The 19,047-nt window shown below is 59.9% G+C and carries 18 protein-coding genes and 3 pseudogenes; 9 read left to right on the top strand and 12 right to left on the bottom strand.

Going from position 1 to position 19,047, the window contains the following annotated elements; translation table 11 throughout:
• Window positions 1-37: 37 nt before the first annotated feature.
• From MTR72_RS40615 to MTR72_RS35115, 5 genes and pseudogenes are all read right to left on the bottom strand, one after another.
• Window positions 38-163: pseudogene (locus MTR72_RS40615) on the bottom strand (double zinc ribbon domain-containing protein); the annotation flags it as partial.
• 146 nt (window positions 164-309) lie between these two features.
• Entirely contained in the window at window positions 310-471 is a 162-nt protein-coding gene (locus MTR72_RS35130; RefSeq protein ID WP_280966431.1) for a CBS domain-containing protein, read from the bottom strand.
• Window positions 455-754: a CBS domain-containing protein gene (locus MTR72_RS40610; RefSeq protein ID WP_280966432.1), complete on the bottom strand. Its 300-nt coding sequence runs from the start codon at window positions 752-754 to the stop codon at window positions 455-457. Before MTR72_RS40610 ends, MTR72_RS35130 begins: the two co-directional genes overlap by 17 nt.
• A gap of 369 nt (window positions 755-1,123) precedes the next feature.
• Window positions 1,124-1,825, bottom strand: a complete 702-nt coding sequence (locus MTR72_RS35120) for a tetratricopeptide repeat protein (protein ID WP_280966433.1) — start codon at window positions 1,823-1,825, stop codon at window positions 1,124-1,126.
• Window positions 1,822-2,553, bottom strand: coding sequence for a winged helix-turn-helix domain-containing protein (locus tag MTR72_RS35115; RefSeq protein WP_280966434.1), 732 nt, complete (start codon window positions 2,551-2,553; stop codon window positions 1,822-1,824). Before MTR72_RS35115 ends, MTR72_RS35120 begins: the two co-directional genes overlap by 4 nt.
• A gap of 218 nt (window positions 2,554-2,771) precedes the next feature.
• Here MTR72_RS35115 and MTR72_RS35110 point away from each other — a divergent pair, with 218 nt between their 5' ends.
• A complete protein-coding gene (locus MTR72_RS35110) occupies window positions 2,772-3,218 on the top strand; it encodes a cupin domain-containing protein (protein ID WP_280966435.1) in 447 nt (148 codons plus the stop codon).
• Between the two features lie 195 nt (window positions 3,219-3,413).
• Here MTR72_RS35110 and MTR72_RS35105 read toward each other — a convergent pair whose 3' ends face one another.
• Both MTR72_RS35105 and MTR72_RS35100 read right to left on the bottom strand, forming a co-directional pair.
• Window positions 3,414-4,253, bottom strand: a complete 840-nt coding sequence (locus MTR72_RS35105) for an ABC transporter substrate-binding protein (protein ID WP_280971109.1) — start codon at window positions 4,251-4,253, stop codon at window positions 3,414-3,416.
• A gap of 60 nt (window positions 4,254-4,313) precedes the next feature.
• A pseudogene (locus MTR72_RS35100) lies at window positions 4,314-5,613 on the bottom strand (IS256 family transposase).
• A gap of 51 nt (window positions 5,614-5,664) precedes the next feature.
• Between MTR72_RS35100 and MTR72_RS35095 the strand changes: the two are divergent.
• Window positions 5,665-5,826 carry a hypothetical protein gene (locus tag MTR72_RS35095; protein ID WP_341512000.1) on the top strand — a complete coding sequence of 54 codons (162 nt, stop codon included), beginning with the start codon at window positions 5,665-5,667 and terminating at the stop codon, window positions 5,824-5,826.
• Between the two features lie 210 nt (window positions 5,827-6,036).
• Here the strand turns inward: MTR72_RS35095 and MTR72_RS35090 are convergent, their stop codons facing one another.
• The gene (locus MTR72_RS35090) at window positions 6,037-6,171 is read right to left on the bottom strand and encodes a hypothetical protein (protein ID WP_280966436.1); all 135 of its coding nucleotides are present in this window, start codon (window positions 6,169-6,171) and stop codon (window positions 6,037-6,039) included.
• Window positions 6,172-6,740: 569 nt separating this feature from the next.
• On the opposite strand from MTR72_RS35090, the gene MTR72_RS35085 reads away from it, so the two are divergent.
• The gene (locus MTR72_RS35085) at window positions 6,741-7,418 is read left to right on the top strand and encodes a protein-L-isoaspartate(D-aspartate) O-methyltransferase (RefSeq protein ID WP_280966437.1); all 678 of its coding nucleotides are present in this window, start codon (window positions 6,741-6,743) and stop codon (window positions 7,416-7,418) included.
• 72 nt (window positions 7,419-7,490) lie between these two features.
• On the opposite strand, the gene rpsU is transcribed toward MTR72_RS35085, so the two are convergent.
• Window positions 7,491-7,853 carry a 30S ribosomal protein S21 gene (gene rpsU / locus MTR72_RS35080; protein ID WP_280971110.1) on the bottom strand — a complete coding sequence of 121 codons (363 nt, stop codon included), beginning with the start codon at window positions 7,851-7,853 and terminating at the stop codon, window positions 7,491-7,493.
• Window positions 7,854-8,207: 354 nt separating this feature from the next.
• Here rpsU and MTR72_RS35075 point away from each other — a divergent pair, with 354 nt between their 5' ends.
• Window positions 8,208-8,399, top strand: a complete 192-nt coding sequence (locus tag MTR72_RS35075) for a hypothetical protein (protein WP_280966438.1) — start codon at window positions 8,208-8,210, stop codon at window positions 8,397-8,399.
• A gap of 268 nt (window positions 8,400-8,667) precedes the next feature.
• On the opposite strand, the gene MTR72_RS35070 is transcribed toward MTR72_RS35075, so the two are convergent.
• Window positions 8,668-8,793, bottom strand: a complete 126-nt coding sequence (locus MTR72_RS35070; RefSeq protein ID WP_280966439.1) for a hypothetical protein — start codon at window positions 8,791-8,793, stop codon at window positions 8,668-8,670.
• A 516-nt stretch (window positions 8,794-9,309) separates the two neighbouring features.
• Window positions 9,310-10,131, bottom strand: a pseudogene (ku, locus tag MTR72_RS35065) (non-homologous end joining protein Ku).
• A gap of 394 nt (window positions 10,132-10,525) precedes the next feature.
• On the opposite strand from ku, the gene MTR72_RS35060 reads away from it, so the two are divergent.
• Window positions 10,526-10,732 carry a hypothetical protein gene (locus tag MTR72_RS35060; protein WP_280971111.1) on the top strand — a complete coding sequence of 69 codons (207 nt, stop codon included), beginning with the start codon at window positions 10,526-10,528 and terminating at the stop codon, window positions 10,730-10,732.
• Window positions 10,733-11,210: 478 nt separating this feature from the next.
• Here MTR72_RS35060 and MTR72_RS35055 read toward each other — a convergent pair whose 3' ends face one another.
• Window positions 11,211-11,831, bottom strand: a complete 621-nt coding sequence (locus MTR72_RS35055; RefSeq protein WP_280966440.1) for a maleate cis-trans isomerase family protein — start codon at window positions 11,829-11,831, stop codon at window positions 11,211-11,213.
• A 633-nt stretch (window positions 11,832-12,464) separates the two neighbouring features.
• Between MTR72_RS35055 and MTR72_RS35050 the strand changes: the two genes are divergently transcribed.
• From MTR72_RS35050 to MTR72_RS35035, 4 genes are all read left to right on the top strand, one after another.
• Window positions 12,465-13,904: an acetamidase/formamidase family protein gene (locus MTR72_RS35050; RefSeq protein WP_280966441.1), complete on the top strand. Its 1,440-nt coding sequence runs from the start codon at window positions 12,465-12,467 to the stop codon at window positions 13,902-13,904.
• Between the two features lie 259 nt (window positions 13,905-14,163).
• The gene (locus tag MTR72_RS35045; RefSeq protein WP_280971402.1) at window positions 14,164-15,231 is read left to right on the top strand and encodes an SDR family oxidoreductase; all 1,068 of its coding nucleotides are present in this window, start codon (window positions 14,164-14,166) and stop codon (window positions 15,229-15,231) included.
• Between the two features lie 450 nt (window positions 15,232-15,681).
• Window positions 15,682-16,335 (top strand): adenylate/guanylate cyclase domain-containing protein, encoded by a 654-nt coding sequence (locus tag MTR72_RS35040; RefSeq protein WP_280966443.1) that lies wholly within the window; start codon window positions 15,682-15,684, stop codon window positions 16,333-16,335.
• Window positions 16,328-19,036: an ATP-binding protein gene (locus tag MTR72_RS35035; RefSeq protein ID WP_341511991.1), complete on the top strand. Its 2,709-nt coding sequence runs from the start codon at window positions 16,328-16,330 to the stop codon at window positions 19,034-19,036. The genes MTR72_RS35040 and MTR72_RS35035 overlap by 8 nt, the downstream gene beginning before the upstream one ends.
• Window positions 19,037-19,047 lie beyond the last annotated feature (11 nt).

Raw genomic sequence — 19,047 nt, 5'->3', positions numbered from 1 at the left:
AAAAGGCGCCGTCAGTCAGAGAGGCACCACAATCCCTGCAGAATCCGTTGCCAGCCGGATTCTCGCGACCGCAAGCGCGACATCGCTGACCGAGCGGGACCCCGCAGTGCCCACAGAATCGGTTATCATCACGATTGGCGCTTCCGCAGCTCGGGCATTCCATGGTCGCCCTCCAGCCGGGACGACAGTCTAGACCATTATGCCGACGGCGGCGAGCATCGCTGAACTCGCGCCCCGACCATTGGATGGTCCGGCTTGAGGGTCACAAGCAGACATACGCGAGGGCGACGGCACCGCGCGGTTCGTCCGTCAGCCCCCGGGGCCGTCCTTCATGATGTAGCCCATCAGGTCGTCCACGTTGTGCTCCAAATCCCGGATGATGTTCTTGACGACGTCTCCGATCGAGATCACGCCCACGACCTTACCCGCGTCCAGCACTGGCAGATGGCGAAAGCTACGCTGAGCCATCATTACCCGCGTCCAGCACTGGCAGATGGCGAAAGCTACGCTGAGCCATCATTGCCATGCAGTCCTCCAGCCGATCGTCCGGCTTGACCGTCACCGGGTTGCCCGTCATCACTTGGCCCACCGGCGTCTGCTTCGCATCAAGCCCGGGCAGCAGCACTTTGATGGCGCAGTCACCCTGGGTCACGATACCGACCAGCACGTCGTCGTCGATGACCAGCGCCGACCGGACCCGGTTGTCCGCGCATCTGGCGCAAAGCTTCGACAACCATGTCGCCGGAACGAACATGGATCAGGGCGTCACTCTTCTGGGCCAGAGCGCTTTTTACTGTGCTCATCGATTTCCTCTCGTAGGCCCTGTCCTGCCGGCCTTGATGGTCTGCATTTAAGAATAGTCGAAATATCTTGCGTCGTCAGCACCGCGCGATGTCGCCGGCGAAGCCTGCCACCGATCCCGACAGCGGGATTTTCACCGCCTCGATGGCGTAGCCCTGGTACCCAGGTTCAAGCGGTCTAAGCACTGGCACGGGCTCAAGGGCTGCTATGGGTCAACAGCGTCGGTTTGAGTTTCAGCAGTTGACTTTCGGTCTGCCCCACACTTCGGGCGCAAACAATCGCGAGGGACCAGAACGCGACATCAGCGCCCCACGTCGGCCTACTAAGCCTGCGCCCTTTGGACACTGCTGGCCATCTGCTCTGCCCACGCCGGATTGTGGGCCTTGAGCGGTTCCAGTACGCCGCCGGGCTGCCCTGCAATGCCGGGCATCTGTTGCGCGCAGCGCCGAGCGTCGTCCCACTTTCCAAGCGCCGCATAACAGCAGACGAGCACTTCCTGGCTGGTCCGCCAACTCGGCCGTACCTGTAAAGCGCGCGCTGCGGCCTCCAGAGCCGCTTCCGCGCGTCCGGAGAAGAGCCGTGCCAGCGCAAGAATGTTGAACCAGACGAAATTTTGCGGATCGTAAGGGCTCAGTCGCAGCCCACATTCAAGCGGCGCAATTGCGTCCGCTGCGCGTCCGCTGAACAGGAGAGCCATTCCCAAGACTAGATGACCTAGTGCAAAGCTGGGGCTGATTTCAACCGCTTTTCTGGCGGCGCTAGTTGCCTGCTCGAACTCGCCTGCATACGCACTGACGATCGCAAGCGAGTAATGTGCATAAGGGTTTCGTCCGTCCAGCTGAACGGCGTTCAAAGCCGCTTCCTTGCCCTCATGCAAATCTGCCGCACGATCGTCCGACCAGCCATAGGCAACCAGGCCGGCGCTGACCCGACCGAGCCAGAGATGCCCTTCCGGAAGATCGGGATCGAGATTAGCGGCCTGACGAAATAGCTCTCGGGCTTTCAGATGGTTCTCGTTGGTCACCTGATGAAAATGCCAGGTCCCACGCCGTACGAGTCCCAAGCTGTGATGTTACCGGTGTGTCGAGCCGCTGCTTGCGCGCCTTCCGTTTTGAGCAGCTCCGGTTCAATAGCGCCCGCTACGCGTTCTGCAATTTCGTCTTGAATTGCAAACACCTCGGTCAATTCGAGGTCATAGCGCTCAGCCCAGATATGCTTTGCTGATGTGGCCTCTATCAGCTGTGCAGAAATCCGGATCTTCTGAGCGGACCTGCGGACGCTTCCCTCGATCAAATACTCAATGCCGAGTTCCTGCGCGATCTGCTTTGCGTCAAGCGATTTGTGCTTGTAGGCAAAGCTTGAGTTGCGCGCGATGACGAAAAGCCAGCGAAACCGCGTCAGTGCGGTAATGATATCCTCGGTGATACCATCGGCGAGATATTCTTGCTCCTTTTCGCCACTCAAATTCACGAACGGCAGAACGGCGATGGACGGTCGATCCTCAGCCACGGACGTCTTCGTCTCAGTGGTCCGTTGAATCGGCGCTGTTGCCGGCCCAACGAATCGATAGCCGACGCGTGGAACCGTGGTAATCCAATCTCCCCCTTCTGCAGTAGGCCCGAGTTGCTTTCTCAACGCGGCGATCTGAACCGAAAGGTTGCTCTCTTCGACTGCCGTGTCGCCCCAGGCCGCCTGCATTAATTCGTCTTTTGTCAGCACTCGACCCGGTGAGCCAATCAGAGCCTCAAGCAAACGAAAACCCTTGCTACTGATGGCTACAGGCCGGCCCTCTCGAAGAAGGCTTCCGCGTCGCCTATCAAGGACAAATGGGCCGAAGGCGAAATCTGTAGACATGCCGCGACACTAGCGGATTTTGCAAACTTTCGGAATATTTCGGCTTCGCGTTCAAGACTTTTCGGGCGCTGATGGCAGAATTTACGCGCGTGGATCTATCACCATAGGAGGGCTCGATGACGGTTCTTGAAGCCACCCAGAGCAAGAGCAACGCGATTGCTGCAGCGCATAAAGCCTCTGTCGTGAAGAACGGCGCTGGCTACCGCGCCGAACAAGGCAGCGATTACCAGCCCGGAGTGAGCGCAGAAACAGTGGGCTCACGATCGCTCTGGCTCGGGATGATAACGCTTCCGGCCGGGAAGCGAACGCTTGCACACGTGCACGAGTACCACGAAACTGCGCTCTACATGCTCAGCGGCGACGAAATGGAATTGTGGACCGGCGACCAACTTCAGTATCGCGACATTGTGCGTCCAGGGGATTACATTTTCATCCCCGCAAACATGTTGCACGTTGCGGTGAACCGAGGCGCACAACCGGCCGTGTTCATTGGCTCACGCAACGAAGCGACGGCACAGGAAAGTGTCGTCCTAAGACCTGAGATGGACCGCAAGGTGCCGTAGAAATGTCCACAGGACCCCACTGGATCAAATCTGGCGGGCCGGAGAAAAGCGATGGTCGGCTCAGGGTCAAAATGCGAAGAACCCAGGTTGAGCAGGTCTGGTCCGCTCTGGCTCAATGAGGGGCCTCTTGCAGAAAATGTTCAACTTCGCCGATGGGCTAATAACGGACTCGTGTGCCGCAAAGAATTAGCCCATCTATTCGATAACCTCGTCGGCGGCTGCGAGCAGCGTTGGCGGCACCGTGAGGCCGAGCGTCTTGGCGGTTTTGAGGTTGATGATAAGTGAAAATTTCGACGGTTGCTGTACCCGAAGATCGGCAGGCTTTTCGCCTCTGAGAATGCGATTAATGTAGCTTGTCGCGTCCAGGAACTGGCTGGTCACGTCGATGCCATACGAGAGCAGGCCGCCCGCCGTAGCGAAGAATTTGAAGCCGTAGACGGAAGGTATTCGGTGGGCAGCTGCTAACTTGACGATGAGTTGCCTGTTGGATGATGTGACAGTGTCTCCGGGAATGATCAGGCCGCCGTTCGGGTCGTTCCCTAAAGCCGTCAGAACCGGCTCTATGATCGAGGGATCACTCACCACGACTTTGGTGGTTTCGACGGAGAACTTCGGTGCCGCCTTCTCCGCCGAAAGAGAAATCGCATCGCTGGACGACGAGTTTCCAACCATCACCGACACGCGCTTGACGCCGGGCGCGATCTGCTTGAGCAGATCCACGAACTTCGCCCCTTCCACCGGCTGATTGGTAAAGCCGGTAATATTTCCGCCGGGGCGCGCAAGACTTGCGACGAAACCCGATCCCACCGGGTCAGTGACTGTCGTGAACACAACGGGGACGTTGCGGGTAAGCTCCTGCAAAACTCGCGTAGCCGGGTTCGCATTCGCAAACATCACGTCCGGCGACATTTTGAGCAACTCCGCTGCGGCGGTCCGGGCGCGCTCGGTTTGGCCCCCATACCAGCGGTAGTCGATCCTAATATTGCGGCCTACGGTCCACCCAAGTTCGTTGAGGCGTTCCTCGAACGCCGCGATCCGGGCCTGAGACTCCGGATCTTCAGAGCTATCGCCAAATTTTGGTGACGGCTGGGCCGGTCAGGCGGCGGCGGTTATGGGCTGACGGTCGGTCGGCTTGGCGATGACCTCGATCCCGTCGTTGAATGTCACACCAAGAACGAGTTTTGGCAACTGGTCGGGGCCATCGAGACGGCGCCAGCTTTTCTGTGCGCCCTCGACCAGTTTGAAGACCATGGCGAGCGCGGTCCCGTTCGACAGACACCCCTTCGATCGGATGGTGCGGTGGCGCACGGTGGCGAAGGTGCTTTCGACGGGGTTGGTCGTCCGCAAGTGTTACCAGTGCTCGGCCGGGAAGTCGTAGAACGCGAGCAGCGTGTCTCGATCCTTGCTCAGGCAGTCGGCCGCCTTCTCGTATTTCAGCGCGAAGCTCTCGATGAAGGCGTCGAACGCCAGCTCGGCGGCGACCTTCGTTTCAGCCATCCAGATTTCCTGCAAGCGCGCTTGGCTTTCGGCTGCAGGCTCTTGCAGCTTGGCGAGCACGTTTGCAGTCTTGTGCACCCAGCAGCGCTGCTCGCGCGTTTTCGGCCAGACCTCGCCGGCGGCTTTCCAGAAGCCGAGCGCGCCATCGGCGATGACGAGCCGCGGAGGCACGCCGAGCCCGCGCCCCTTCAGATCAAGCAGCAGATCGCGCCAGTCGTGCGCGCTCTCGCGGGCACCATCGGTGAAGCCGACCAGTTCCTTGCGGCCTTCCGGCGTCGCACCGATCAGCACGAGGATGCACTCCTTTTCGTCCTCGAGCCGCGCCTCCAGATGGATGCCATCGGCCCAGATGTAAACGTAGCGCTTCGCCGACAGATCGCGCTTCTGCCACGCGGTGTGCTCGTCGAGCCAGCCATCCTTCAGGCGACCGATGGCGGATGCCGACAACCCGGCAGCATCCTTGCCGAGCAGCGCAGCCAGCGCCTCCGAGAAGTCGCCAGTCGAGATACCCTTCAAGTAAAGGACCGGCAGCAGCGTCTCGATCGACTTCGAACGGCGCATGTAGGGTGGCAGGATCGACGGAGAGAACCGGATGCGGCCGGGATCGGTGGCGTCCGCCTCGCGATCACGCATACGTGGCTGGCGGATGGCTACGTGGCTGGCGGATGGCGACCGGACCGATACCGGTCATCACCTCGCGCTCCGGCAGGTGACCGTGGCGGACGACGCGCTGGTGGCCGTCCGCGGTCTTCAAATCGGCATGCTTGCCGAGAAAGTCCTCGACCTCGGCCTCGACCGCCTGGGCGAGAAGGGCACGTGCCCCGTTGCGCAAGACTTCTGTGAGTTGATCGGCGACGTTTCCTGGCTGAATCAGCTTGATGATGTTATCTTTCGACACGGCATATCGCTCCTTCGGTGGAGAAGTGGAGGCGTCAAGCACTCCCACGATATGCCGCCTTTCCGATTCCCTCCGTCACCAACTTTCGGCGATAGCTCAGCGCGCCATCCGTTCAACCTCTATGCCGCGAGCCTGCCTGCCGAGGATACGCGGCACCGCGCGCTGGTGGCAGCGCTGGTCGACGATTTCGCCCGGCTCGCCGCGGAGGGCTGAGACGATTGACGGGCGCCCTCGTTGACGCACTCATCCTCATCACGCGCCATGCTCGGAGCGAGCGGGATGCGGACGGCCGACCGCAGGCGATCGTTTGAGGGCGCGATCGAAGCAATCACGTAAAGGAGTAAGCCATGACATTGATCAGCGGCCGCTTCATCGCCCACGAATACGATCTCCCGACAACGCCTCAGATGAAGCTAGCCATCTCTATTTCCTTTTGCCCTCAGCGAAGGTCGGCTGCCATCCCACACCCTTTTGGCTTGGCGCTGCGGCAATGACTTTGATCTTCTTCCTTTTGGGTTTCTTGGCCTCCCGATTGCTTCTTTGTTGACCTTTGGCCATGTCGATCTCCTTGGGGTTGAGGATGACGCAAATTGAAATGCAGGATTGGCCAAATTCGTTGGCGGTGAGCCTCGTGATCAGATCAAGCGTGCAGGCAGCATATTGCCGTCATTGGTGCAGCCAATCTGGATCCCCCGGGCACAGGCGCCGCAGCTGTCAGTGAATTTCCATCTCGGGATATAGGACCAGCTCATTGCGATCCTCCGCTGCCTTCATCAGAGCGTTCCGCGCTGCAGGAGGAGGCGACACGAGCAGCGCGAGCAAAGGAACGGCGCCGGATTGCTGGTAAAACGCCTGCCGACGGCACGGCCGCTGCCGCTCCGCCACGAAGATTTCGGCATGTCCCGCTTTAAGGACAGCTGTCGAGATTGTACAATCTTTCCCGCCCGTTTGAAGGCCTCCCGCTGTCCTCAATGGACCTGCGACGTCTTCAGCGTGTCATGGGCGGCATAGTTCCGCTTGAGGAACCTCTCCGCATTGCCTGCGGGAGGTCGTGACGGGTGGCCAGTTGGTGCAGTAGCCTGGCTAGGCGTGCGCGGGCGTAACGCCATGCGTCGTGAAAGTTGCCAATGCGAGCAGAAGACCTTGAGGCCTTGCGTGAAGAAATGCTCGCGGTCATCGCCGCCAACGCCTATGCGCTGCGTGACACAATTGGCAAGAGTGCCCTTGACGAACGTGTCATGACGGCCATACGCAAAGTGTCGCGGCACGAGTTCGTGCCAGTCGAACTTCAGCCCTACGCGTATGCCAATATTCCGCTTCCAATCGGTTTCGAAAAGACGATCTCGCAGCCATTTATCGTCGCCCTAATGACCGATCTGCTCGACATCAAGGCCGATGATAGCGTTCTCGAAATCGGGACCGGTCTTGGCTATCAGGCCGCCATCCTGGCGCAGCTGGCCCGCAAGGTATACTCCGTCGAAATCATCGAAGAGCTTGGCCAAGAGGCGAGGCGACGGCTCCGACAGCAGGGCTGTAGCAATGTCGAACTCAAGATTGCCAATGGCTATCACGGTTGGTCAGAGCACGCCCCCTTTGACAAGGTGATCGTGACGGCTGCTCCCGATCTCATTCCGCCTCCGCTGATCCACCAATTGAAAGCGGGTGGGAAAATGGTGATACCGGCCGGCCTGCCCAATGTGCAACAGCTCATTCTGGCTGAGAAGCTCGCCAACGGTAGAATGACGATGAAAGAGATTCTGACCGTCCGGTTCTCTCAACTCGAGGGGACTGGATCCGGCTTATAACGATCCCGGTGGCGCACCGTAACGGAGCATGGCCACAATGATCGAGAGCATCAGCGCCGTCACCCTCGCGACCTACGGCACGTCGCTGTTGAGCGCACATTCGCATCCGCTAGCCTTGCCGCGATCTAGCGGCATTGGCACGCGGTCCCGTCCCGTTCTTGCCCCTGGCGGCAGCTTCCTCACCGGAGCGGCGATCAGTCCGTCTCGAATGGCCTGCTTGCGCGCGAGCTTGCGTAGCCGGCGGATGGCTTCCGTTTTCTCTCTCGACGTCCTGTCCGAGGGCTTCTCATAGAAGCGCCTGCGGCGCATCTCCCTGAACACGCCCTCCCGCTGCATTTTTCTCTTGAGGATGCGAAGCGCTTGCTCGACGTCATTGTCTCGAACGAATGCGAGCTCGCGCAGCTCGGCGGGAACTTCCAACTTAGGTTCAGTCATCTTCGTCCCGCCTGTGAAGTTAACAATCATATGACGCATCTTGGCAATTGGACATGGCCTGCCTCGCGCTCTTGCGAAGCCCCCCCCCGCTAAATTCAGCCAGGTTAGAAATGTTTCGAGAGGCGGCGAGGCTTTTGGTGGTTCCCCTAGAGCGCGAAAATCAATGCGGGTATGCGGCACAGCGCCCTTTGAGGATATTAGACTCGAACGATTTCCGGTCTTGCTTCCGTAAATCGTCACTGGTGAGTTTTACCGGTCAGAGGGTTACTCCGGACAGACTCGACTTGGCCACCCGCTTTCCCATAGGTTTCCCCAAAGACTGCTGCTTTCCAATCACAACAACCGGGGAACGAAATGGCTGAAAGAATCGATCTCGAGGTTACCGGAAAATCGCAGTTCGAAGTCGCCTACGAGATGGCGAGATTCATTCTCATCAATATGGAAGGTCGTCAGGTGAAAAGCATAAAGCGGCAAGAGTTCTTGCATTTGGTAGCTGACTGCATCGAGGCCTTGCGCGGCATCAAGATCAAGGAGATTATCAGCTAAAAAGTTGCTGGCACTCTTGCAGGATCCTTTTGATGGGCCACGGCGACTCAGCGGCATCCGCCAACCGAGGCAGCCTTACTGAGGAGAAATTCCAAGCTGTTTGATGGCGATCTTGGCAATGTACACCGGATCGCGAACGCCAGTCGCAGCGATCTCGATTACGCTTCTTGCGACCATTTCGGCAGCAGGTCGTCGCGGCGATCAACCAAGCTCAGCGAGCGCAGCGCGTGTTTGAACAAACGAGTCAAAATCTCAATTTCATCCTGATCTAGCTTGCCTGTTTGGCGCGCTCATGCTCCGACAGCGCTACCCTGGCGTCTGCGGTCTTGAACGCTTTTTGAGCTTCGCGTTGAGCAGCGGTGGAAATCTTCGGCTGGGGTAAATGATTGATCATCTGCTCCCTCCTTCAAGCGCGAACGGTCCCAGCGCTTAAGCAGTGCGCATCAGGACCGCCAACTTAGTGGGTAGGTTTTCCCCGGCTTAGACTTTTGGGGTGTAGTGCCGCAGGCAGGAATTCGACGCCTGACGAGCCCATTGGTTCCATGTATCTGGGCGCCAAATGGGCGCAAGGGTCTCGTTTGTTGAAGACACAACAGTCAACCTGATCGTTCGTCGATATGAGACTGGTCTTCGCCAGTCAGCCATCAGCGTCGAGCAACGTCCCGATAAGCCTCAGGAGCGCGTGCTGTTCTGGACCATTGGCTCCATCCCGGAGGAATTTACCTATAGGCGTGTAGGATACCTGTCCACCGGAGCTAAGATTCGGCTGATGCTTCACGACCGGCATATTGGAGGCCGGGTCGCGGGCCAGAGACCAGGAGTCGCCGTTGCTGCTTTCGTACAGAACACGTTCAGTCATGGGTGAAACCATTCTTTCAAGTAGCTGTCTCCGAGTAGACGAGGCTGCCAGTTAGGCTGACTTTCGTTGCGGCCCGGCCGCCGGCTTCTTCGGTGCCGTCTCCTTGGCGGCCTTATTGCCCTCGATCGGCATCAGCATTTCCTTCTGCCCGCTCGCGGCCTTCCGCGGCTTCTTGGCGGGCTTGGCGGCCTTCGCCGGCGCGGCTTTCTTGCCGACGCTTCGGCGCAGCGCCTCCATCAGGTCGACGACGTTGCCGATAGAAGCTCCCGGACTTTTGGTTCACGATGTGCTTGGCGAGATCGAGCATGTCCTTCGTGACTTTGACGTCCTGGATCTCGTCGAAATACTCCTCCTCGGAGCGGACTTCATGGAGGTAGCGCGGGAGCGTGCCGACGAGCCCCCTGTCGAGAGGTTCGAGCGCGATGATGTGCTCGCGTTCGTCAGCACCACGCGGCCGATCGCGACTTTGTCCATCTCGCCAACGGTCTCCCGGATCACGGCAAAGGCTTCATGGCCGAGCTTGCCGTCGGGCCACAGATAAAGGGGCGGATTAGATAGCGGGGGTCAATCTCGCTGCGGTCCACGAACTCGTCGATCTCGATGGTGCGCGTGGATTCGAGCGCGACGTTCTCCAGCACCTCCTTCGTCACCTCGATGAACGTGTCCTTGTCGAGCGCGTAGCCCTTGACGATGTCCTCATTGGCGACTTCGGCGCCGGTGTCGGCGTCGACTTTGAAATATCTGATGCGGTGTCTACCGGTTGAGCTGGTTGAACGAAATCTTCTCGCTCTCGGAGGTGGCTGGATAGAGCGCGACCGGACAGGTGACGAGCGATAGACGCAGGAAGCCTTTCCAATTGGCGCGCGGGGCCATTTACGCAGAACTCCGAGTTTGGCCGGGCTTGGATTCAAGACGATCCCGGCGAGCATGGTTCCGACACTAGGCCGGCGGCAACTGACCCGCACGCGGGCTTTGACTCCTTGTTCTCTTTCTGTTCTCATGCCTTCTCCCTTTGAATCGCTGAACCAAAACATGCCCGACATCGAATTCGTCAGGTCTGAGATGGAACGCATGCGGGGTCAGGTAGCCCGCCAAAGGAAGGAGATCCTTCAGCTGCAAAGAGCGGGCATCGCCACTGCGTCAGCCGAAGCGCTGCTTGAGAGGATGCTTGCCAAGATCGATCACCTTTGTGCCCGGCGAGATGAACTGAAGAAAAATCAGCCTGCACGACGAAGGGAAAGGTCTTGGGCGGGCGACGGTGGTGACGATGCAAGAGCTGAGATGGTACGACCCGAGTGACGACAACCCACCCTGGATCAAAACGCTTGCGGAGGTTCGCCATTTGGCTCCGCGAGAGCGCTGGTGCTACCAGCACGTCCAAGCAATCATCGTCGCGATCGATCTCGGCAACCGCGAATTCTTTCTCGATCCGCTCTACAGCATCGGAGGAAAGAGAGGAGACGGCGTCCCCTGAATCTGCTTGAGCGAAGTCGACCGCAGCCGAGTCGATAGCAGCTTAGCGGCCGATATCAGGACGACAGCTTTGCTCCCCGACAGCTCCCCTCGGCATGCACTTTGTCGCTAATTGCCAGCAGTCATGGCGCCTTACGCCCCAGAGCTCAACCCTGCATAGGTTGAGCTCTCGGCACTGATCGTTCAATGACCATTCTATAATGCGTTGGTTTGATCCTCAGAGCGCGACGTCCGGTTTTTAAACGGACGCTGCTCGTCCCTCATGCCATTTCAACATAGGGCCATGTGTGGACGGCTCCGGGTTGGCAAGAAGAATCTTCACTTTGCAGCATTGGTCGGAGCAGCCATGTGTTCGGCCTGTTTACGCGGTACGCATGACCGCTGGCCATAATCAAAACGGCGCCCATTCCTTGGCACTCTCGTGCCGGTGGAGGAGCCGTCCACAGCATCAGTATCGGAACGAGCCCGAAGAACTGTCCCTATGAGGGTGGTAGGCCAAACTCGAAGATCCGGCCGTAGCTAGTAACTGGCGCTCGCGTGCCGGATCGGCGCAGAGCACACCAAAACGCGACTTGGTTCGCAGTCAGAACAGGTCGATCTAGAATATCCTCTAGCGCCTTGATCACGCCAATGGCACGGAAGCCGTTACCACCAATGAAAACGCTTTCGGCATTCGGGGGTAGTGGTGAGCGCACCCAATTGTAGAGCTCCTCTGGCTGAATAGATTGCTGGTCTGATGGCAAACCTGCAGGTCCGCTGTAAACGATTTCGAACCCCTGGCTCTGGAAATAGCGGACGCCCTGCTGATCCATTTCAGCCGAGAACCATGGCGGACTGATTAGTGCAACCCGCGTCACAGCGAGTGCAGCTAGTGCGGTGATCGCCGCCGCGCACGGGATGATGACCGGGATACCTCGCGTGCGGGCTTCTAGACGGGATTTGAGCACCGCGTCATCGGCGGCGCCCCGGACATAGCTGCTGCTGGTGAAGCCAAAAACAATTGCATGCAATGGGGCCATTGCGAGCATCTCCGCGGCGTCATCCACCGCAGGCGGGTCCGCAAAGGCCGGTACCGAGTTATCCGCAATGGTCGGATCCATCGTTCCGCCCGGCACCAAAAGGGACGCGCGCGGCGTGGATCGAAATCCCGTCAGGAGCGAGCGCGTTAAATTCCGTTTCTGGAACTACGTCTGCATGAGGCGTGAGAACGCCAATGCGTGTTTGCCCCCAACCGTCCGGCTGCCACATGGTCGTCTCCTTCGATAGGAAAGTCGGCCGCTCAAGTTACGCTCGACTGCGCCTTACCAAAAGGAGGAGGAGCTGGATCACAAGCTGCGATCGAGGACCGGGCGGCTCAAGTCCGGTCTATCCGGGACACCGGACCTGTGAGGCGTTTCGATCCTCTTTGCCTTAGGGCCCAGGAGCAGGCTTGCCGCGATCTCGTGCGCCCAATCGAAGATCCGATCGCAAGCGGCACATTGCCGACCTGGCAGTGCGCTTCGGCGTAGTCCCAGATCGCCTCGGGGTCCGCGCGAAGAGGCACTTCATTTGAGTGGTAAGACGAGTGATGTGGCGTTAGGACAGTGTGGCTGTCGGATCACATCGCTTGCGGTGAAGCAAGGTTGAGCGTTGAATTCCGCGGGTGGGCCAAGCGAGGCTAGTTTGGCGCGGGCGCAATTCTTGCGGGTGACCAAGCCACCTCCTGCCCGGCTAATTCGAGAGGAGTCACCATCATGTGCGCAGGCGATGATCAAACGTGCCCGCAATTTGAGCTGCATCGACAGAAACTGCTTGAGGACCTCGACGATGAGCGGCGCGCATTCCTCAAGAGCGCATTCGTCGCGGGCGGTGGTGCGGCCGCGTGGGCTGCTAGCGGCACGCTGGCCACTCCGGCATCGGCGCAGACTAAGCCCGGCCAGCCGACCTACCACTACTTGCCGGCCAACTCGGACACGGTGCACTGGGGCTATTTCAGCAAGCTATTAAAGCCTCAGCTCGAAGTGGATTCGGGCGATTACATCACCATCGAGGCCGTGACCCACCACGCCGGCGACGACGTCGAACGTATGGTCAAAGGCGATCCGGGTATTGAGAGCATTTATCTTTGGACCAAGGATAAGAAGGGCGTCAATCGCCGTGGTGCCGGTCCGATCGACGGCAAGCAGCTCGGGCGCGGCGCAGGCGAAGGCTTCGGCGTGCATATCTTGACCGGTCCAGTTTTTGTTCGCGGCGCCGAGCCGGGCGATATCATCGAAGTCCGCATCATGGATGTAAAGCCCCGGCCTTGCGCCAATCCGGCGTACCCGGGCAAGTCATTCGGCAGCAACGCGGCGGCTTGGTGGGGCTTTCATTACAATGATCTGCTCACTGAACCGAAGCCGCGCGAGGTGTGCACGATCTACGAGATCGACACCAGCGGGCAGCAAAACTGGGCACACGCGGTCTATAACTTCCGCTGGGTGCCTCAGGCCGATCCGTATGGTGTCGTGCACAAGATCATCGACTATCCCGGCGTGCCGGTCGACCATTCGATCGTGCAAGAGAACCACAACATCCTCAAAAACGTCCGCATCCCGATCCGACCGCATTTCGGAGTCATGGGCGTGGCGCCAAAAGAAGCCGACATCGTCGATTCTATTCCGCCGAGCTATTTCGGCGGCAACATCGATAATTGGCGTATCGGCAAGGGCGCGACCCTGTACTATCCGGTCGCAGTGCCAGGCGGCTTGTTCTCGGTCGGCGACTCGCACGCCGCGCAAGGCGATTCTGAATTGTGCGGCACCGCCATCGAAATGTCGCTGAACGGGACCTTCCAGCTTATTCTGCACAAGCAGAATTCACTGAGCGGTTCGCTCGCCGGGCTGAATTACCCGCTGCTTGAGACGCAGGACGAATGGGTTCTGCACGGATTCAGCTTCCCCAATTATCTCGCGGAGCTCGGCCCTACGGCGCAGCAGGACATCTACAAGAAATCCTCGATCGACCTCGCGCTAAGGGATGCGTTTCGCAAAATGCGTAGCTTCCTGATGACCAGCAACGGACTGACCGAGGACGAGGCGATTTCGCTCATGTCCATCGGAGTCGACTTCGGCGTCACGCAAGTGGTCGATGGCAATTGGGGCATCCACGCGATCATCAAGAAGAACCTGTTTGCCGGTATGGCGACGGCTTGAAGCTCTAGAACCTATGAAGTGACGGGAAGGTTCAGAGTAGCTCGCGATGAGCACAATCAGTCCGGTCTACCCCGAGCAGCTGACAAACGAGCTGACTCGGTAGCAGGTCTTCGTCGGGCCAGACTCGAACATCAGCCCGCTCACTCACCTCGTCGGCGAGCGCCGAGGAGGTTGTCCGGGATATTCAGGCAGCGCCCCAATGCAGGCGACAAGAGCCTAGGACACCGCTACCATCGTAATGGAAAGGAATCGCGCACACATGGGTGAGCACAAAGAGGCCGTAGTCGTCGGAGCGCTCGGAGTGATCGGACGCTACATCGTCGAGCGGCTGCTCAGGCAAGACGACTGGTCCGTCATCGGCCTGTCGCGCCGTACGGCCGGCGCCGTGCCCCGCTACCGCCACATCAGTGTCGATCTACTAGACCGTGAGGACGTGGCGGCGAAGCTCGCCGACCTGACGGAAGCCACGCACGTCTTCTACGCGGCGTTTCAGCCTGCGGCGGGCGCCGCCGCGGGCTATGCATCGAACATCGCTCCAAACCGCGACATGCTGGTTAACGCCGTGACCGCGATCGACAGCGCATCGTCCGCGCTGCGCCGCGTGGTGTTGGTCACCGGCACAAAATATTATGGCTCGCACCTCGGGCCATTCAAAACACCGGCACGAGAGAGTGACCCGCGCCACATGGGTCCCAACTATTATTTCGAGCAGATCGACTGGCTCGCCGCCTTCCAACGCGGCAAGCGCTGGGACTGGGTGGAGCTGCGGCCGCAGACCTTATGCGGCTTTGCGCCGGGCACGCCGATGAGTCTGGCGCCGGCGATCGCGGTCTACGCCGCGATCAGCAAGGAGCTTGGGTTGCCGCTGCGTTTCCCGGGAAAGCCTGGCGCCTATACATCGATCTACCAGGTCACTGAATCCGCGCACTTCGCCAACGCGGCGCTCTGGGCGGCGAGCACGCCTCGCTGCGGGCTCGAAGCTTTCAACATCACCAACGGTGACTATTTCCGTTGGAAGAATCTGTGGCCGAAGCTCGCGGCCGCTTTCGATATGCCAGCCGGCGAGGTGCAGACGATAAGCCTTGCCGCACACATGATAGACAACGCACCACTCTGGCGCATCGTGACAGAGAAATATTTGCTGAAGACCAACGCCTATGATGAGCTCGTGGCCTGGCCCTTTGCCGATTACGTCTTCAATTGCGACTGGGACGTGATGTCGGACGTTACTAAATCCCGGCGCTTCGGCTTCCACGATGTGGTCGATAGCGAAGAGATGTTCGTGCGGCTCATGCGCGAGTTCCGCGCGGAGCGAATCGTTCCCTGAGACACATCGGCGCCGCAAGAACGATCGTCTGCATCACGTCCGCTCAGGGTCTTGGCCGTGGAAAAAGGCGGCAGCGAGCAAATCGGGGAGAATACTATTCGTTCAACCTCGGGACCAGTGAGGAGCATACTGAGCTGCAGCACGACGGCATCGACAATACTCATGCAGCCAAATCAATCGCCGAGCAGACAGCTGCTCCCCGTTCGCTCCCCCGGCTAATCTCGCAAACGCGGAAGGTCCTCTGAGGCAAGCGAGAACGTCCAAGAACCCCAACCTTGAGAGGAGTAGGGTCTTTGGCAGGTCTGCTTTGATAGGCGGGGCGGACAAACCGGGTTCGACCGGGCTTCTTCCGATTTTGGCCCCACAGCGGTCATTCGAGACGCATTACCCTAGACAGGCCGCCTCCGGCTGGAGGATCATGCAGCGCGAGGCGAACCCGGGGGCACCCCCATGGACGTCGGAGGTTGGCTGCAGGGGCTTGGCCTCGAAGAGTATGAGGCGGCATTCCGCAAGAATAACATCGACCATATCATCCTTCCGAAATTGACGACGGAGGATTTGAAGGAGCTTGGTGTCGGGTCTGTTGGGCATCGCCGTAAGCTGCTCGACGCCATCACGGCTTTGCGCGCCGAAGCGGGCGCACTTGCGCCGCTTTCCGATGCTCCTCCGGAAAGTCCCAAGGCCGCCAAGGACACCGCTGAGCGCCGCCAGGTCACCGTGATGTTCTCGGACCTTGTCGGTTCGACGTCGCTCTCCGCACGTATGGACCCCGAGGACCTGCGGGAGGTCATTTCGGCCTATCGGATGTGCGTCGCAGATGCTGTGCGCCGCTTCGGTGGCTTCGTCGCGAAATACATGGGCGACGGCGTACTGATTTATTTTGGTTATCCGCAGGCGCACGAGGACGACGCCGAACGGGCCGTGCGCGCGGGACTGGAAGCGATTGCTGCGGTGCGCGCGTTCAAATTTTCCGTTCCGCTGCAAGCCCGCGTCGGTATCGCAACCGGGCTGGTGGTTGTTGGCGATCGGATCGGGGGACGCACAGGAGCGCGGTATCATTGGAGAAACCCCCAATCTTGCCGCGCGCCTACAAGCCATGGCTGAGCCGAACGCGGTGATCCTTGCCGAGGGCACGCGAAGGCTCCTCGGCAATTTGTTTGAACTAGAGGACCTCGGACCTCAGGAAGTCAAAGGCATCCAGGGCAGCATCAGAGCTTGGGTCGCGCTACGACCTTCTTCAGTCGAGGGCCGCTTCGAGGCCCTACACGCAGATGCACTGACTGAACTCATCGGGCGCCAAGAAGAACTTGAACTCCTGCTACGGCGCTGGTCGAAAGCAAAGACCGGCCAGGGCCAAGTGGTGTTGCTTTCCGGCGAACCGGGCATTGGCAAGTCACGACTCACTGCAGCAGTCATCGAACGCCTTGCTGTCGAGCCGCACACACGGTTGCGTTATTTCTGCTCAGCGCACCATCAGGACAGCGCCTTGCAGCCCATCATCGCGCAGCTCGAACGGGCTGCTGGCTTCGAGCGTGAGGACACGCCCGAGGCGAAGCTTGAGAAGTTGGCGGCGCTACTTGCGCCTGCCGCGCCTCCGCCAGAAGACGGGGCGTTGCTGGCCGAACTCCTGTTACTACCGACCGAAGGCCGCTTCCCGCCTCTCTCGCTTGCGCCGCAAGAAAAGAAAGAGAAGACGTTTGATGCGCTGCTCCGGCAACTTGAGGGCTTGGTCCGCCAGCATCCCGTGCTGATGATCTTGGAGGACGCGCACTGGAGCGATCCGAGCTCCCGGGAGCTGTTCGATCACGTCGTCGACCGGGTTCGCGGCTTGGCTATTCTTCTAGTTATCACGTTTCGCCTCGAATATGCGCCGCCGTGGGTTGGCCAAGTGTACGTCGCGACACTGACGCTCAATCGGCTGGATCGAGCAGAGGGCGTCGCTCTGGTGCGGCGGATCGCGGGCAGCAAGGACTTGCCGGATGAAATCGTGGCAGAGATCGTGGAACGCACCGACGGCGTCCCGTTATTCGTCGAGGAGCTGACAAAGTTGGCGCTCGAAAGCGGCGCGAACGACGATAGCGCGAGCTTCGTAGCCAGAGTGCCACACCCAGCGCTTGCTATCCCCGCGACGCTGCACGCCTCGCTGATGGCGCGGCTCGATCGGATCGGCACCTGGGCCAAGGAGATCGCCCAGATCGGCGCCACGATTGGTCGGGATTTCTCCTACGAACTACTCGCAGCAGTGGCCAATTGTAGCGACGCAGACCTGCGTGCGGCGCTTGATCAACTCGCCGATGCCGGGCTGGTGGTCCGGCGAGGGACGCCGCCGCAGGCCACCTATCTCTTCAAGCACGCGCTGGTGCAGGATACGGCGTACGCCACCCTTTTGCGAAAACCGCGACAGGACCTCCATGCCCGCGTTGCCAGAGCATTGGTGGAGCAGTTCCCGGAGAGGGTCGAGGCGTGGCCGGAACTGCTCGCTCGTCACTGCGCCGAAGCGGGAGCAATCGACGAGGCGGCGGTGTACTGGGGCAAGGCCGCCCAATTGGCCATCCGGCGCTCGGCGATGGTCGAGGCGCGGACCCAATTGACGCGCGCTTTGTCGCTTCTCGGCATCCTGCCGGAGACGCCGGAGTGGTCTCGGTTGAAACTCGATCTTCAAGTCGCGTTGGGCGGTACCCTGATCGCGACCAGAGGTTGGGCGGCGCCCGAGACCGGATCGGCTTTCGCGCGTGCTCTTGAGCTTTGCGAGCGGCTCGGGGATACGTCTCAGCTTCTCCCGGCGCTGTATGGCCAATACGTGTTTCACCTCGTTCGAGCCGAATTAGGAGCGAGCCACGAGGTGGCCCAGAGGGCGCTCGGCGCCGCGCGACGCACGCACGATGCCGCCGCGCTGGTGATCGGCCACCGTTCTGTAGGCATCAGTCTGATCCATCTCGGCAAGCTTGACGCGGCGCGCGAGCATCTAGAACAAGCGATCGGGCACTATGACCCTGTCACCCACCGCGATCTCGCGTTTAGATATGCTTACGATCCGCTCGTCGCGTGCAAAGGTTATCTGGCTTCGCTCACGCTAACGCAGATGGGTTATCTCGATCAGGCACTCAGGAGAATTGACGAGGCGATCGCGTATGCCGAAACGCTGTCGCATCGCCCGAGTACAGCATTTGCGTTGCTGCACGCGTGCTATTGCCATTTCTTCCGTCGCGACGAACGGCTGCTGCGCCAACGCGCAGAGGCCCTGACCGCCGAATGCGCGAAACAAGGTTTCGCGTTTTGGCTCGCGGGCGGCGGCATTTATGCCGGTTGGTCGAAGGTGGAGGGCGGCGACGTCGAAGCTGGGCTGGAACAACTGCGCGACGGAATTGCCAGATGGCGAGCAGCCGAAGCGGCACTGCTCATGCCCATGCATCTCGTGGTGCTGGCCGAGGCATGTTTGAGAGTGGGCCAGGCTAACGCCGCGCTCGCGGCCGTTACGGAGGCTCTCGCGTGCATCGATCGATCGGAGGAGCGCGTTTTCGATGCCCAAGTGCATTGGTGTTACGGCAACGTGCTGCTGGCGCAAGCGGATCGGAACGCTGCCGAGGCGGAAGGGAGTTACCGCCACGCGCTCGAAATCGCACGCGGCCAAAATGCGCGCCTGCTGGAGCTACGTGCCGCCTCCAGCCTCGCCCGGCTCTGGCGCGACCAGGGCAAACACAGCAAAGCACGCGAACTCCTCGCCCCGGTCTACGGCTGGTTCACCGAGGGCTTCGACACGTTGGAATTGAAGGAGGCCAAGACCTTACTCGACGAGCTCGCGTGATGACGGCGCTT

The sequence above is a fragment of the Bradyrhizobium sp. ISRA442 genome (genome assembly GCF_038085055.1).
GTDB lineage: Bacteria > Pseudomonadota > Alphaproteobacteria > Rhizobiales > Xanthobacteraceae > Bradyrhizobium.
This window is presented reverse-complemented; position numbering and strand designations above follow the sequence as displayed.